The sequence below is a fragment of the Kytococcus sedentarius DSM 20547 genome, from assembly GCF_000023925.1.
Lineage (GTDB): Bacteria > Actinomycetota > Actinomycetes > Actinomycetales > Dermatophilaceae > Kytococcus > Kytococcus sedentarius.
On record NC_013169.1, the window covers coordinates 220,374 to 234,026 of the forward strand.

General features: G+C 72.7%; 13 protein-coding genes and 1 pseudogene. 6 read left to right on the plus strand and 8 right to left on the minus strand.

The genetic code is table 11. The features are described 5' to 3' along the window. Positions 1-6 precede the first annotated feature (6 nt). Genes aqpZ through KSED_RS01075 form a run of 3 tightly spaced genes read right to left on the minus strand, consistent with a single transcriptional unit; the run spans position 7 to position 1,883 of the window. Positions 7-813, minus strand: a complete 807-nt coding sequence (gene aqpZ, locus KSED_RS01065; protein ID WP_115306684.1) for an aquaporin Z — start codon at positions 811-813, stop codon at positions 7-9. A 51-nt stretch (positions 814-864) separates the two neighbouring features. Next, positions 865-1,539, minus strand: a complete 675-nt coding sequence (locus KSED_RS01070; RefSeq protein WP_012801726.1) for a class I SAM-dependent methyltransferase — start codon at positions 1,537-1,539, stop codon at positions 865-867. Between the two features lie 11 nt (positions 1,540-1,550). Next, positions 1,551-1,883 carry an NIF3 1 gene (locus KSED_RS01075; protein ID WP_012801727.1) on the minus strand — a complete coding sequence of 111 codons (333 nt, stop codon included), beginning with the start codon at positions 1,881-1,883 and terminating at the stop codon, positions 1,551-1,553. 65 nt (positions 1,884-1,948) lie between these two features. On the opposite strand from KSED_RS01075, the gene KSED_RS01080 reads away from it, so the two are divergent. After that, positions 1,949-2,665: a M50 family metallopeptidase gene (locus tag KSED_RS01080; RefSeq protein ID WP_012801728.1), complete on the plus strand. Its 717-nt coding sequence runs from the start codon at positions 1,949-1,951 to the stop codon at positions 2,663-2,665. 94 nt (positions 2,666-2,759) lie between these two features. Here the strand turns inward: KSED_RS01080 and KSED_RS01085 are convergent, their stop codons facing one another. Further along, entirely contained in the window at positions 2,760-3,707 is a 948-nt protein-coding gene (locus tag KSED_RS01085) for an ArsR/SmtB family transcription factor (protein ID WP_012801729.1), read from the minus strand. Positions 3,708-3,782: 75 nt separating this feature from the next. Here KSED_RS01085 and KSED_RS01090 point away from each other — a divergent pair, with 75 nt between their 5' ends. Next, positions 3,783-5,108 carry an MFS transporter gene (locus KSED_RS01090; protein WP_012801730.1) on the plus strand — a complete coding sequence of 442 codons (1,326 nt, stop codon included), beginning with the start codon at positions 3,783-3,785 and terminating at the stop codon, positions 5,106-5,108. Between the two features lie 8 nt (positions 5,109-5,116). Here KSED_RS01090 and KSED_RS01095 read toward each other — a convergent pair whose 3' ends face one another. Continuing rightward, a complete protein-coding gene (locus KSED_RS01095; protein ID WP_012801731.1) occupies positions 5,117-6,124 on the minus strand; it encodes a pirin family protein in 1,008 nt (335 codons plus the stop codon). A 135-nt stretch (positions 6,125-6,259) separates the two neighbouring features. Further along, positions 6,260-7,072, minus strand: a pseudogene (locus tag KSED_RS01100) (M14 family zinc carboxypeptidase); the annotation flags it as partial. A gap of 147 nt (positions 7,073-7,219) precedes the next feature. Between KSED_RS01100 and KSED_RS01105 the strand changes: the two are divergent. Beyond that, positions 7,220-7,723: a low molecular weight protein-tyrosine-phosphatase gene (locus KSED_RS01105; RefSeq protein WP_012801733.1), complete on the plus strand. Its 504-nt coding sequence runs from the start codon at positions 7,220-7,222 to the stop codon at positions 7,721-7,723. Beyond that, the gene (locus KSED_RS01110; protein ID WP_012801734.1) at positions 7,720-8,538 is read left to right on the plus strand and encodes a fructosamine kinase family protein; all 819 of its coding nucleotides are present in this window, start codon (positions 7,720-7,722) and stop codon (positions 8,536-8,538) included. The genes KSED_RS01105 and KSED_RS01110 overlap by 4 nt, the downstream gene beginning before the upstream one ends. Positions 8,539-8,747: 209 nt before the next feature. Here the strand turns inward: KSED_RS01110 and KSED_RS01115 are convergent, their stop codons facing one another. Beyond that, positions 8,748-10,523: a S8 family peptidase gene (locus KSED_RS01115; RefSeq protein WP_012801735.1), complete on the minus strand. Its 1,776-nt coding sequence runs from the start codon at positions 10,521-10,523 to the stop codon at positions 8,748-8,750. Between the two features lie 98 nt (positions 10,524-10,621). Further along, positions 10,622-11,050 (minus strand): phage holin family protein, encoded by a 429-nt coding sequence (locus KSED_RS01120; RefSeq protein WP_012801736.1) that lies wholly within the window; start codon positions 11,048-11,050, stop codon positions 10,622-10,624. A 103-nt stretch (positions 11,051-11,153) separates the two neighbouring features. On the opposite strand from KSED_RS01120, the gene hisC reads away from it, so the two are divergent. After that, positions 11,154-12,266: a histidinol-phosphate transaminase gene (hisC, locus tag KSED_RS01125; RefSeq protein ID WP_012801737.1), complete on the plus strand. Its 1,113-nt coding sequence runs from the start codon at positions 11,154-11,156 to the stop codon at positions 12,264-12,266. Positions 12,267-12,445: 179 nt separating this feature from the next. Next, positions 12,446-13,651: a pyruvate dehydrogenase (acetyl-transferring) E1 component subunit alpha gene (pdhA, locus tag KSED_RS01130; protein ID WP_012801738.1), complete on the plus strand. Its 1,206-nt coding sequence runs from the start codon at positions 12,446-12,448 to the stop codon at positions 13,649-13,651. Positions 13,652-13,653: the final 2 nt, after the last annotated feature.

Consider the following 13,653-nt stretch of genomic DNA (forward strand, 5'->3'; position numbering starts at 1 on the left):
GCATGCTCAGGCGGCGTCGTGAGCGGCGGCCTCGCGGATGGCCGAACGCTTCTCCTCGCCCAGCAGTGCGTGGTAGCTGATGCCGGCGATGACCGCGCCGAGGACGGGCGCCAGCCAGAAGAGCCAAAGCTGGGCCGGGGCACCGTCGCCGTGGAAGAAGGCCACGCCGGTGGACCGGGCGGGGTTCACCGAGGTGTTCGACACCGGGATGGAGATCAGGTGGATCAGCGTGAGCGCCAGGCCGATGGCCAGGGGGCCGAAGCCCTGGGGGGCGCGGTCGTCGGTGGCGCCGAGGATCACGTACAGGAAGAACGCCGTGAGGATCACCTCCGCCAGCAGGACGGCCATCATCGAGTAGCCCTCGGGCGAGTTCGCGCCGTAGCCGTTGGCCGCCATGCTGCCGACCGCCTCGAAGCCGGCCTTGCCGGTGGCGATGGCGTAGAGCGCACCACCAGCCACCAGACCGGCGATGACCTGGACGACGACGTAGGGCAGCACGTCCTTCCACGGGTGGCGGCCAGCGGTGGCCAGGCCGACCGTCACGGCCGGGTTGAAGTGCCCGCCGGAGACATGACCGACGGCGTAGGCCATGGTGACCACGGTGAGCCCGAAGGCCAGGGCGACGCCCAGGTAGCCGATGCCGACGTGGATGGGCTCGCCAGCAGCCTCCCCCATGCTGGCGGCGGCGAAGATCGCCGAGCCGCAGCCGCCGAAGACCAGCCAGAAGGTGCCCAGGGCCTCGGCGGCCAGGCGCTTCGGCATGGCGGGGAGGCTGGGGGTGGGTTCGAGGGCGTGGGTTTCGACAGTACTCATCTGCCCAGTGTCTCAAGGGTGTGGAAGTGCGTGGCGCCGGGTGCGGGTGAGTCAGGCCTCCGGGGCCGGCTCGCGTGCGATGAGGACCGCCTGGCGGTCGCGCTCGGTGCCCAGTGGGAGGCGGTCGAAGCGGGCCACCGAGGTCATGCCCTGCTCAGTCAGCCGCGCGCCGACCTCCTCCAGGCTCCGGTGAGCACGGAGCAGCTCCACCTCATGACCGTGCTCCCGGAAGGCCTGGGCGATGTCGCGCACGCCGGTGCCGGTCTGGAAGGCCAGGAGCAGCAGCCCGCCGGGGCGCAGGACCCGTCGCATCTCCGTGATCAGCCCGGGCAGGTCGGCATCGCCGGTGTGGATCGTGGAGTACCAGGAGAAGACCCCGTCGAAGGTGTCGTCGGCGTGCGGGAGATCGTCCAGCGACGCCACCTGCGCCGGGAACTCCGGGTGGTCGGCCCGGGCGCGCGCGACCATCCCGGGCGAGAGGTCGACGCCCTCGACCGTGCAGCCTCGCCCGGCGAGATGGGGCAGCAGCCGCCCAGCGCCGCAGCCGGCGTCGAGCACCCGCCGCTGGCCCTCGAGCAGCGAGCAGAAGAGGTCGATCATCCCCAGCTCGAGCGGGGACTCGGCCTCGGTTGCGGTGAAGTGGTCGGCGTAGGTGTCGGCCACCTCGTCGTAGGCGGCGCGGACGCCCGCGGGGTCGATGGTGGCGACGCCACGCTGAGTGCTCATTGTTCGCCCCCTCACGCCGCGTTGGCGATGACGAAGTAGCTCGGCTCCTCGTAGGGGTGGGCCGCGACGAGCGCGGCGAGGATGGCCTCCTTCTCCGCGGCGGTGAAGGGCACCTCGCAGCGGCGCTCCTCGACGCGCTCGATCTCGCCCACCGTGCCGATCGTGGGGTCGGCGTCACCCACGGGCCGGAACTGTCCCACGCCGTCGACGGTGAAGGCGCACTCGGTGTAGTCACCGATGCGGCCCGCACCAGCCGCGAAGAGCGCGGCCAGGACGGCGTCCGCGTCGTCGCGCGGCACGGTGAAGACGAGGGTGTCGATGCGGGAGCTCTGGTGCGTCGTCATGCCCCCATCGTCGCAGCGGGTCCGGGCTCCGCCCCCTCCCAGCCGACCGTGCCACCCTGACCTGCGTGATCGACGAGCTCTGGATCCGGGTGAGCGCCACCCAGCCGCCCCTGCACCCGGTGGCCGCCCTGGCTCTGCTGGGGTTGGCCTTCGCGGTCACCTGGAGCCCCGCTGGCCACCGCGTGGTGCGGCACCTGGTGACCATAGTGCACGAGGCCGGGCACGCCGTGGTGGCGGTGCTGGTGGGGCGCCGGCTCTCCGGCATCACGCTGCACCGCGACACCTCGGGGGTGACCGTCTCCCGCGGGCGGCCACGGGGCCCCGGGATGGTGGCGACCCTGCTGGCCGGGTACCCCACGCCGGCACTGCTGGGCCTGGCCGGGTCCGCCGTGCTGGGGGCCGGGTACTCGGCGGCGTGGCTGTGGCTGCTGGTGGCCCTGTGCCTGGGGATGCTGGTCTTCATCCGCAACGGCTACGGGTTCCTGGTGGTGGTCGGCATCGGGGGTGTGGTCGGGGCGCTGTCATGGTGGGCGCCGGGCTGGGCCGTCACCGCCACCGCCCACGTCACCGTCTGGGGTCTGCTGCTCGCCGCCCCCCGGGCGGTGCTCTCGCTGCACCACGGCCGGCAGCGGGCGCGTGCCACGGGGCGCCGTCAGGCCGGTGACGCCGACCAGCTGGCTGATCTCACCGGCGTGCCCGGCGCGGTGTGGGTGGTGCTCTTCGGGGCGGTCTGCCTGGCCTGCCTCGCCGCGGCCCTGTGGCTCGCCCTGCCTGTGCGGTGACCCCCGCCCCGGGCGCCCTTCTCCCCCTCCAGCAACCGGAGCGCCGAACACCGCGAGGTGCCGGGCGGGGGACCCGCTGGGGCCGGCGACCGCCTCAGCCCGCCAGCTGCTCACCCAGCTCGGTGCGCGCGTAGAGCACCTGCCGCCCGGCCCGCTCGGCACGCAGCAGTCCCGCGGCCCGCATCACCTGCAGGTGCTGGTTCACGGCCGATGCCGTGACCCCCAGCCGAGCTGCCAGCACGGTGGTCGATGCGGGCTCGGCGAGCATCCGCAACAGCCGCGCCCTGGGCCCGCCCAGGAGGGCCCTCACCGCATCGGCGTCCACCGGCGGCGGAGCACCCCACATGCCGCCCTGGCCCCGGGCGGGATACATCACCATCGGGGGATGGTCGGGCGACCCCGGGTAGGCCGCCCGCGTGCTGAACAGGGTGGGCACGAGCCACAGGGGCCGGTCGCCGACGTCCACCTCGTGGTCGATGCCGTGGCGGCTCACCACCTCGAGCGTGTCGCCGGTCAGGTGCACGGTGGGGCTGAGGTCGTTCAGCGCAGCCGGCGTGCCCCGGCGGGCGATGACGTGCCCGCGGTGTGCCAGGTCGGCCTGCATCACGGTGCGGATGCGGGGCCAGTCAGCCGCCAGGCAGGCCTCCCAGTAACCCTCCAGGGCATCGGCGACACGCGTCACCATGGCCGCTCCGCGCCCCAGGGCGGGGTCCACGTGCCCGGTCACCGCCCGGATGTCCTGCGCCAGCACGGCCGGATCGGTGGCCCGCAGCCACTCCCACTCCTGGGCCGCCGTCGCGTGCAGGGTCCGCGGCGCCGGGGTGATCGCATCCGGCGTGTGGCCGTGCCGGTTCAACAGCGCCCGTAGGACCGGCAGGTCCACCTCGCCCATGCGCTGCCGAGCCCGGCGCTCCCACGGCACCTGCAGGGGGAACCGCTCGGGCGCGGCCAGTACCCGCAACGACAGGGCCGTCTCCACCAACGGGCTGATGGCGAAGCGCACGTCAGCCACCCGCGCGTCGGGCAGGTGGAAGACAACCATGTAGCGGGACGCTACATCGGTGGTGCGTGACCGCCCCAGCACGCAGGCTGGTGGCACGCCCGCGAAGGAGGCCCCGTGCCCGCCAGCTCCACCCCCCGCTCCACCGTCGCCGGGCGGTCGCCCGGTCCGGCCGCTGATTCGGCACGCGCCGTCATCGGTCGCCTGATGCGCCCGCTCTACCTGCCCAGCGCGCTCTACTCGGTGGGCACCGGTGCGGCCATCCCCGCCCAGGTGCTCGTCGGGCTCTCCATCGGCCTCGATGCCGGACAGGTCGCGCTCGCCCTGACCCTCTCCGGGGTGGTGATGGTGGCCGGTACCGCCGCCACCGGCCCCGTCGTCGAGCGATGGGGTGAGCGGGCCGCGTTGGTGGGATCCACCGCAGCAGCCGTGCTGGCGGTGACGGCCCTGGTGGTGGCGGTGGCCACGGGCATGGGGCAGCTGCCCGCCTACCTGGTGGCGCTCGCGGTGTTCAACCTGACCGACGGTGTGTGGGGTGTCGCGCGGCAGGAGCTCATGGCGCAGTGGATCCCGGCCGCCGTCCGCGGGCGGGCGGTCAACACCTACGGCGCCTCGCAACGGGTGGGGCGGCTGGTCGGGCCGTTCGTGGCGGGCGCCCTGATCCTGGCCGTCGGCCCGGTGGCGGGTTTCGTGGTGTTCGCGTTGGCCGCGGTGATCGGGTGCGTGGCCATCCTGACCGCCCCGGCGCCGGTTGCCCCGGAACCCGATGGCCCCCTGCCCCAGCCCCGGCCCGAGGCCGGGCGCGCGCCGGAAACGGTCGCAGCGGCGGCCGCCCCATCGAGCGTCCCGTCGGCCACCCCGTCGCGCCCGGCAGGACATCCGCGCATCCCGGCCGGTGTGTGGGCGGGCTTCTGGGTGGTGGGCCTGTCGGTGCTCGCACTCTCGGCGCTGCGGATCAACCAGGAGGTGCTGCTGCCGCTGTGGGCCGCGGGCGTGGTGCACCTGCCCGATGCGCGCGTCTCCTTCGCCATGGGGGTGTGGATGGCGCTGGAGCTGGCCCTGTTCCTGCCCGCGGGTGCCGCCCTGGACCGATGGGGTCCGCTGCCGGTGGCTCTGACCTGCCTGGTGGGTTTGACGGCGGGGTTCGCGCTGCTGCTGGTGCCCGGGGGGTTCTGGCCGGCGATCGTGGTCCTGGGCCTCGCGGGCGGGACGGGCTCCGGCATCGTGAAGACCCTCGGGCTGATCCTCGCGCCGGCCGTCGGGCGGCCGCGGTTCCTCGGCCGCTGGATGGCATTGGCGACCGTCGGCACGGTGGTGGCTCCGGGGTTGGTGGCGCTCACACAGCGGGCGTCTCTCACCGCATCGGTGCTGGTGACCGTGGCGGTCGGGCTGGCTGGGGCGCTCTGGCTGGCCACGGCCGGCCGCCGGTACCTGGCCCCCTAGCCCCGCGCCTACCCGCGCGGGCGCAGGCGCGCGTTCGGCAGGACCGGCGCGGGGATCGGGTCCGGCGTTCCGTTGGGCCAGGGACCGAACAGCTCCGCGTCGTCGTCCACCTCGTCCACCGGGGTCGACGCGGGGTCGCCGTCCGCCGCCCCGATTTCCCGCTGGTAGCGCGCCCGGTAGGCCGCCACCTCGTCGTGCGAACGGCCCACGAAGTTCCACCACATGACGATCTGCTCGCCCAGCGGCACCCCGCCGACCAGCACCACCCGTGCCCCGTCCGGCCCGCCGCCCAGCACCAGGTGCGTGTGACCCGGCGCGTGGTACCGCAGGTGGTCCACCGGCATCGACTCGTCACACACCACGGGGGTGCCCGAGTCCGCCAGCACCCCGTACTCGAACGCCGGGTCGAGCTCCAGCACCACCTCGCTCCCCGCATCGAGGACGATCTCGGCGGCCACCAGCCCGGCGGTCCGCGTCCGCACCGGGGAGGTCGAGCCCGCCAACGACCCGATGAAGACCCGCGCCGTCCCGCCGTCGAGGCCCACGTCGGGCGCCCGGTAGGTCTGCAGGTCGGGCTCGCCGTGGCGCTCCGCATCGGGCAGCGCGTACCAGAGCTGGACGCCCCGCAGCAGGTGCGTGTCCTCGGTGGAGAACTCCTGGTGGGTGATGCCGCGCCCCGCCGTCATGAGCGCCAGGTCGCCGGGCTCGATGCGGGCCTCGCCGCCGGTGGAGTCCAGGTGGTCGATCGCTCCGTCGAACAGCCAGGAGACCGTCGCGAGCCCCGTGTGTGGGTGCCGGGGAACCTTCATGCCCGAGGTGGGGGTCACCTCATCGGGCCCGTAGTGGTCGAGGAAGCACCAGGCGCCGATGAGGGAGAGCGCCCGCTGCGGCAGGGTGCGCCGGACGGTCATCGCCCGCGGCCCGCCGAGCGGTACCTCGCGCGGGGCGAGGAGCTCGGGTTGGGAGGAGTCGTTCTCGCAGACGGTCTCGGTGGGGTGCGGGTCCGGGTTGCTCATGGTGCCTCCGGGGTCGTTCGCCCCAGTCCACCACGCCTGTCGGGTCAGGTGGGGGGCCAGCGGCTGGACCCGGCCCCCCCACACACGCGAGTGCGCCCAGGAGGAGCTCCTCCCGGGCGCACATCGGTGTGGTCGTCAGTTACGCGGGTACGTGGTCGGCGGGATGTCGTCGTAGCGGGTGGGGTCGAGCTCGTCGACCGAGTCGTCCGCCACGGAGGTGACGATCCCCATCAGACCGGTCTCGACCGCCTTCACCAACTGTCCCTTCTTCTTGGCGCCCCACGACTGGGTCTGGCCCCGGACCTCGAAGAGGACGGTGCCCGAGCCGTTGAGGGCGAACGAGCCCAGGGCCGTGCCCGGCAGGTCGACCTCCTGGTCGTAGAGGGAGATGTTGCCGAACGGCGAGTTGCCCCGGGCCTGAAGGGCGTCCAGGGCGGCCACGTTCAAGCGCTTGGAGTACTCCAGGTCGTAGCCCTTGTCGTACTGGGCGTGGTTCTCGATGTCGACGAACTTACCGGAGAGCGAGAGCGTCACCTCCTCGCCGGTGTCGCCCACCAGGTAGCAGGGCCCCTGGTGGTGCAGGTCCACGAAGGTGTCCACCGTGCCGAACTCGGCCTGCAGGTCGGTGTACAGGTCCCGGATGTTCTGGCTCTCGGGGTGGATGTACCAGCCCGGGTCGGCCGAGGTGCCGGGGAAGTCCTGCGCGGAGGGCACGTAGTCCAGGTCGGGGTGGAAGTCGCGGTTGACGTCGAAGCCCGGCTGGGAGGCGTAGTCGTCTCCCTGGCGCGGCTGCGTGTAGTAGTTCCACGGCGCGTTCGCCCCGGCCAGCTGCGGGAAGTCGGCCACCACCTCGTCCCAGGTGCGGTCGTTCGCGCGGCGGTCGAGTTCGCTGGCGTCCGGGTTCAGCTGCGGGACGGCCACGATGGTGACCTGTTCGCGCAGCTCCTTGGCCTGCTCCTGGTGTGGGTGGGGGTTCGCTCAGGTAACCCCGGGCTGCGCTGCCGCACAAGGTCTCTTGGGGGAATCGTGACCTTTCACCGACCGTGCTGTGCCCCGCGCTGCGCCGACCGTGGCCGCGTCTGGTGGACTGGGGTCATGCACATCGAATGCGTCTGCTTGGGGAACATCTGCCGCTCGCCCGCCGCGGAGGCGGTGCTCCGCCGGAAGTTCGCGGAGGCCGGCCTCGATGAGGTGACGGTCACCTCCGCCGGGACCGGCGACTGGCACGTGGGTCAGGACCCGTACCACCTGAGCAGCCAGGAGGGGGAGCGTCGCGGCTACACCTTCGAGACGGTGGCCCGGCAGATCGCGCCTGGTGACTTCGCCGGTGCGGACCTGGTGCTGGCCATGGACGAGCAGAACGCCGAGGACCTGCGCGGGCTCGCCCCCACGCCGCAGGACGCGGCGAAGGTGGTGGCCCTGGGCGCCTTCGCTCCGGGCGCCGATGCGGCCGACCCCGAGCCGGTCCCCGACCCCTACGGGCAGGACGCTGCGGCCTTCACCGCGATGTACGACCAGATCGAGCCGGCCTGCGAGGGCCTGGTGGCCGCGGTGCAGGACGGCAGCTGGCGGCAGGTCGTGGAGCGCGCCGCACGGTGAGCGCCGCGGCCACCGGCAGCACCGGCGCCGAGGAGCGCGACGGCGAGCGCGTCTTCGTGAAGCGCCACCCGTCCCCGCCGCACCGGTTGCTCGAGTTCGAGGCAGTCGGGCTGCGAGCCCTGGCCGATGCGGGGGCGCGCGTGCCGCGGGTGCTGCACCTCGGAGGGACTGAGCTGGTGACCACGCTCGTCCCGGGGGCCGGCAGCGGGCGCCCGGCGGCGGAGGGTGACTTCGGGCGCGAGCTCGCTGCCCTGCATCGGACCACGCGACCGGCGGCCCCGGCGGTGGTCGACGACGCCGGCGTCACCGGGTACGGGGCGGTGGACGGCGACCCGGCCGGGTGGCTCGGGGCCTGCGAGATCGACCTCACGCCCTGTGCCACGTGGGCCGAGAGCCTGCTGGAGCGTCGGGTGCTCTCCCTGGCCCGGCGCGCGGTGGACGAGGGCGCCCTGGACCCCGCCGCGGTGGAGCTGGCGGGGCGGCTGGGCCCCGAGCACCTGGGGCCCGAGGAGCCGCCGACGCTCGTGCACGGCGACCTGTGGGCCGGGAACCGGGTGGTCGACCGCGCGGGGCGGTCCTGGCTCATCGACCCCTCGGCCCAGTACGGGCACCGGGAGCAAGACCTGGCGATGATGCAGCTCTTCGGCGGGTTCAGTGAGGCCGAGCTGGGCGCCTACTGCGAGGCGTACCCGCCGGCGCAGGGGTGGCGCAGCCGCATCGGCACCTACCAGCTGGTTCCCCTGCTGGTGCACGCGATCCTCTTCGGCGGGGGCTACGGGCAGCAGACGATGACGGTGCTCCGCCGCGTGGTCTGAGGCGCGCCCGCCGGTGGTCCTGGGTGCACGGAGGGGCCCGCGTGCCGTGTGGCATACGGGTTCTTGAGAATGGTTCGCATGGCCGAGAGAATGCGCGCGAAGAGGAATCGTTCTCACCCCGGTGCCAGCCCCCTCGCCCCGCCGCGGTCCACTCCGACGTCGCACGACGGCGCCACCCGTGCGGGTGACGCCGTCGGCGGGGGTCCGGCTCAGTGCTTGTGCGGGGTCTTGCTCACGGCGCTCGCGGCGTTGATGATGCCGTGCCCGTAGAAGCCGTTGAAGTCCGCGTCGCCCTCACAGGTGGCGGTGTAGCGGTCGGACAGGCCCGGGTAGGAGAACACCTCGGCGTCGCAGTCGCGCTCGTGCGCCGAGGTCGTGATGGCACCCTCCACGCGCTTGGGCTGCATCTTGCGGCCGCCGAGCCGGTTGTCCGGCTGGCCCTTCTCCTCGATCACCAGCGCGGCCACGCCGGTGACGTGGGGCGAGGCCATCGAAGTGCCCTGCATGTACTGGTAGTAGGCCACCTCGCCGCCAGCGAGCTCCTCGCGCACCACGAAGTCGCTGGTGGGCATCCCGTTCTCGTCGAGGTCGCCGGACTCCTCCAGGACGCCCTTCGGGGCCGCCGCCAGGATCAGGTTCTCCGGGGTCGCGGTCATGGACCCGTCCTCGAAGTCGCGGTACGCGCCACCGGGGGCTGCCACGTGGATCTCGGCCACGCCGTAGTTCGAGTAGTACGACTTCAGGCCGGAGGGGCCGACCGCCGAGACGCCCATGGAGCCGTCGCCCTCGACGGGCAGGTCCAGGCAGGAGTTGTCGATCTCGCGCTCCCGCACCTCCCCCTCGGGGTAGTTCGGGCTCGAGTCGTCGGTGGTCACCTTGCCGAGGTCCAGGGCGGAGTTGCCCAGCGAGCTCACGAGGGTGACGCCGTGCGATCGCGCGTACCCCAGGGCACGGTTGGTGGCCTCGATCGTGAAGCGCTGCTCGGCCTGCTCCTCGGGGCTGTCGGCGGGGTTGTTCGGGCAGTTGAACGCCCACGGGTCGATGTAGTAGCTCATGTTCACCACGTCGACGCCCGCGGACGGGGCATAGGTGAGGGCCTCCAGCGTGGGCTCAAGGAAGAAGTAGCCGCTGTCCTGGCCCACGCGCAGGTTCACGAGGTCGGCGTCGGGGGCCACGCCCACGATGCCGTGGCCGTTGCGCGCCGAGGCGATGGTGCTCGCGACGTGGGTGCCGTGCCCGCCCTCGTCGACGTCGTTGGCGTCCTTGCAGTCCGCCTCCTCGCAGGGCCCGTCGATCTCGGGGATGTCCGTGGTGAAGTTGCGGGAGAGGGCCGCGTTGAAGTTGGCCGCGAGGTCCGGGTGGTCGCCGTCCACGCCGGTGTCCATCACGCCGACGCGTGCGCCCTTGCCGGTGGCGGTGCGGTGGGCATCGGGGGCGTCGATCATGTCGATATTCCACTGGCGGTCGCTGAGGGAGTCCCCGGCCGGCACCGGGCCGGGCTGAGGCTTGCCCTTCCCCTTGCCCCTGCCGTGCCCCTCGCTGGTGGCGCGCTCGTGGGCGCGGTCCGATGCGGGGTGCGCGGGACGCTGGGAGCGCACCTTCTCCACCTCGTCGGCGCGGCGGACCTTGTCGGCGAGGTCGCTCCCGGGCGTGTAGCCGATGACCTTGTCGGCCATGGTGCCCTCGATGACCGTGGAGCCGGCCAGGCGGGCAGCGAGGTCGACCGGTCCGTTCACCGTGTAGAGGGCGATGGCCTCGTTCGTCTGGGCCACCTCACCCCCCGCGGCCTCGATGGCGGCGCGCACGGAGGCGTCGTCGGCGCCCTCGGCGGCGAGGACCAGGTGGCGCTGCGTGCCGGCGCCGGTGGTCGCCTGTGCGGGGTCGGCCGTGGTGGGGACGGCGGTGCTGGGGCTCGAGGCCACCAGCGTCCCGGTCAGGGCGATGGCGCCGAGCGCGGCGCCGATGCGGCGGGTGGTGTGTGACATGAGGGGTTCCTTCGGGCCGGGGCGCCCGGGTCGGGCGCAACACGAACCCGCGTCACGGTACTCGCCCGTGACCCACATCACACCTCCTCGCGCCTCGCTCAGTAACGACGGTGCTGGCCGCCGGCCAGCACGACCCGGTCGTCCTCGCCGTCCGGGAGCAGCAGGTTCAGCAGCATCGCCACGAAGGTCACCACCACGGCCCCGAGGACGGCCGACCAGAAGAACGAGTCGACGTGGAAGTCCAGACCCAGGGCGCCTGAGGCCCAGGAAAGCAGCGAGAGCATGGCCGCGTTGATGATGAACGTGAACAGCCCCAGGCTGAGGATGATCAGCGGGAAGCTGAACAGCTTCACCAGCGGCTTCACCAGCGTGTTGATGACGCCGAACAGCAGGGCCACCAGGACCACGCTGAGCAGGCGGGTGCCCAACCCGTCTGCCTGGCTGCCGATGGCGATGCCGGGCACCACGAGGGCGGCGACCCACAGGGGGATGCCGTTGACGACGGTCTTCAGGAAGAACTGGCGCATGGGACCAGCGTCCCACCCCCGTGGCGTTCCGCCGTGCACCGGCGTGACCGGGCGAGTGGCGACCCGGTCGGGCAGTGGCCGCCGTCACGGATAGATTGACGCCATGAGTGACCCCACCTCGCAGGCCCCCTCCACCTCCGACCAGGTGCGTCTCCGCGGCGCCCTGGACGCCTTGCCGGCCTACAAGCCCGGCAAGCCCGCGCCGGCCGTCGAGGGCCTGACCGCCTACAAGGTGAGCTCCAACGAGAACCCCTACCCGCCGCTGCCGAGCGTGCAGGACGCCGTGTCCAACGCGGCCCAGACCTTCAACCGCTACCCGGACATGGGCGCGGCCGCGATGCTGGCCGGCATCGCCGACCACTGCGGTGTGCAGCCGGAGAACGTCGCCATCGGCACCGGCTCGGTGGGGGTGCTGCAGCAACTGGTGCAGATCACCTGCGACCCGGGCGACGAGGTCGTCTACGCGTGGCGCTCCTTCGAGGCCTACCCCATCGTGATCGGGCTGGCCGGCGCCCAGAGCGTCCAGGTGCCCCTGGACGCCGAGGCCCGCCACGACCTCGACGCGATGGCGGACGCCATCACCGACCGCACCCGCCTGGTGCTGGTGTGCACGCCGAACAACCCCACCGGCCCCAGCGTCCGCGCGGACGAGCTCGACGCCTTCCTCGCCAAGGTGCCCACCGACGTGCTGGTCGTCATCGACGAGGCCTACCTCGAGTTCAACGAGTCCGACGAGACCCCGGACGCGCTCGCGGTGCAGGCCGCCCACCCGAACGTGGTGGTGCTGCGCACCTTCTCCAAGGCGTACGGGCTGGCCGGCCTGCGCGTGGGCTACGCCGTGGCCTCGCCGCGCGTGGCCGAGGCGCTGCGCAAGGCCGCCGTCCCCTTCGGGGTGAGCCAGCTGGCGCAGGACGCCGTGCTCGCGAGCTTCGAGGCGATGGACGAGCTGGACGAGCGCGTGGCCGCCCTGAAGATACAGCGCCGCCAGGTGGTCGACGCGCTGACCGAGCAGGGCTGGGAGATCCCGGAGTCGCAGGCCAATTTCGTCTGGCTGCCGCTGGGCGACCAGACCATGGACTTCGCCGCCTTCGCCGGGGAGAACGGCCTCGTCGTGCGTCCCTTCGCCGGGGAGGGCGCGCGCGTCACCATCGGGGAGGACGAGGCGAACGTCCGCCTCATCGACCTCTGCCGGCAGTGGCGCGAGCGCACCGCCTGAACGACCCATCCCGCGGGCGCTGCGCGCAATCCCGACCGACTGACCGACGTCGTGCCCTGCCACCGGCAGGGCCCGATGACCCACGCTGCCCACGTAGTAGCGTGACCTGAGCCACAGACGACCGTGATCCCGCGGTCCGACCGGCGCGTTCGCGCGCCGCTGTACACCAAGGAGACACCGTGAGCGACCCCAACGTCGAGGCCGCGCAGGACGCGCTGCAGGAGAGCGCCAGCCGCGCCCCGGAGGACGCCGGCGCCCAGCCGGTCGACGTCACCGACGGCGGGCCCGAGATGGTCCAGTTCCTGACCCCCGAGGGTGAGCGCATCGAGACCGAGCTGAACGCTCCGTACGCGCGCTACCTCGAGTCGATCGATGCCGAGGCCATCAAGGCGATGCAGCGCGACATGGTGTTGGTGCGCCGCGTGGACGCCGAGGGCTTCGCCCTGCAGCGCCAGGGCGAGCTGGGCCTGTGGCCCTCGCTGCTCGGCCAGGAGGCCGCCCAGGTGGGCATGGGCCGCGCCCTGAAGCCGCAGGACTACGTCTTCCCCGGCTACCGCGAGCACGGTCTGGCCTGGACCAAGGGCGTCGACCCGGAGAACCTGCTGGGCATGTTCCGCGGCGTGAACCACGGCGGTTGGGACTCCAAACAGAACAACTTCCACCTGTACACGATCGTGATCGGCAACCAGATGCTGCACGCCACCGGGTACGCCCGCGGCGTGCAGCTGGACGGCGCCTGGGCGACCGGTGACGACACCGTCGACACTGCCGTGGTCGCGTGCACCGGCGACGGTGGCACCTCGCAGGGTGACTACAACGAGGCGATGGTGTTCGCGGCCGTCGCGAAGTCGCCGTGCGTGTTCTTCGTGCAGAACAACCAGTGGGCCATCTCCGAGCCCACCCACCGCAACTTCGTGGTGGAGCCCTTCAAGCGTGCCGCCGGCTTCGGCTTCCCGGGCGTCCGGGTGGACGGCAACGACATCCTCGCCTCGCTCGCGGTCGGCGCCTGGGCGCTGGACCACGCCCGCTCCGGCAAGGGCCCGGTGCTGGTGGAGGCCTTCACCTACCGCATGGGTGCGCACACCACCTCCGACGACCCCACCAAGTACCGCGAGGACTCGCAGGTCGAGGCGTGGCGCGCGAAGGACCCCATCGACCGCCTGAAGAAGCACATGGTGGCCCAGGGGATTGGCGACGACGAGTTCTTCGCCGCGATCGACGCCGAGGCCGGCGAGATGGCCGCCCGCGTCCGCAAGGCCTGCCAGACCATGCCGGACCCCGAGCTGGGGACCATGTTCGACCACACCTACGCCGCTGAGCACGCCCCCCTGAACGACGAGGGTCGCGAGTTCGTCGAGTACCACGCCGGCTTCGAAGGGAACTGAAC

Bases quoted from the DNA above. Each gene is read 5' to 3' on its own strand.
- aqpZ (WP_115306684.1), bottom strand. From the start codon at position 813: ATGAGTACTGTCGAAACCCACGCCCTCGAACCCACCCCCAGCCTCCCC.
- KSED_RS01070 (WP_012801726.1), bottom strand. From the start codon at position 1,539: ATGAGCACTCAGCGTGGCGTCGCCACCATCGACCCCGCGGGCGTCCGC.
- KSED_RS01075 (WP_012801727.1), bottom strand. From the start codon at position 1,883: ATGACGACGCACCAGAGCTCCCGCATCGACACCCTCGTCTTCACCGTG.
- KSED_RS01085 (WP_012801729.1), bottom strand. From the start codon at position 3,707: ATGGTTGTCTTCCACCTGCCCGACGCGCGGGTGGCTGACGTGCGCTTC.
- KSED_RS01095 (WP_012801731.1), bottom strand. From the start codon at position 6,124: ATGAGCAACCCGGACCCGCACCCCACCGAGACCGTCTGCGAGAACGAC.
- KSED_RS01105 (WP_012801733.1), top strand. From the start codon at position 7,220: ATGCACATCGAATGCGTCTGCTTGGGGAACATCTGCCGCTCGCCCGCC.
- KSED_RS01115 (WP_012801735.1), bottom strand. From the start codon at position 10,523: ATGTCACACACCACCCGCCGCATCGGCGCCGCGCTCGGCGCCATCGCC.
- KSED_RS01120 (WP_012801736.1), bottom strand. From the start codon at position 11,050: ATGCGCCAGTTCTTCCTGAAGACCGTCGTCAACGGCATCCCCCTGTGG.
- hisC (WP_012801737.1), top strand. From the start codon at position 11,154: ATGAGTGACCCCACCTCGCAGGCCCCCTCCACCTCCGACCAGGTGCGT.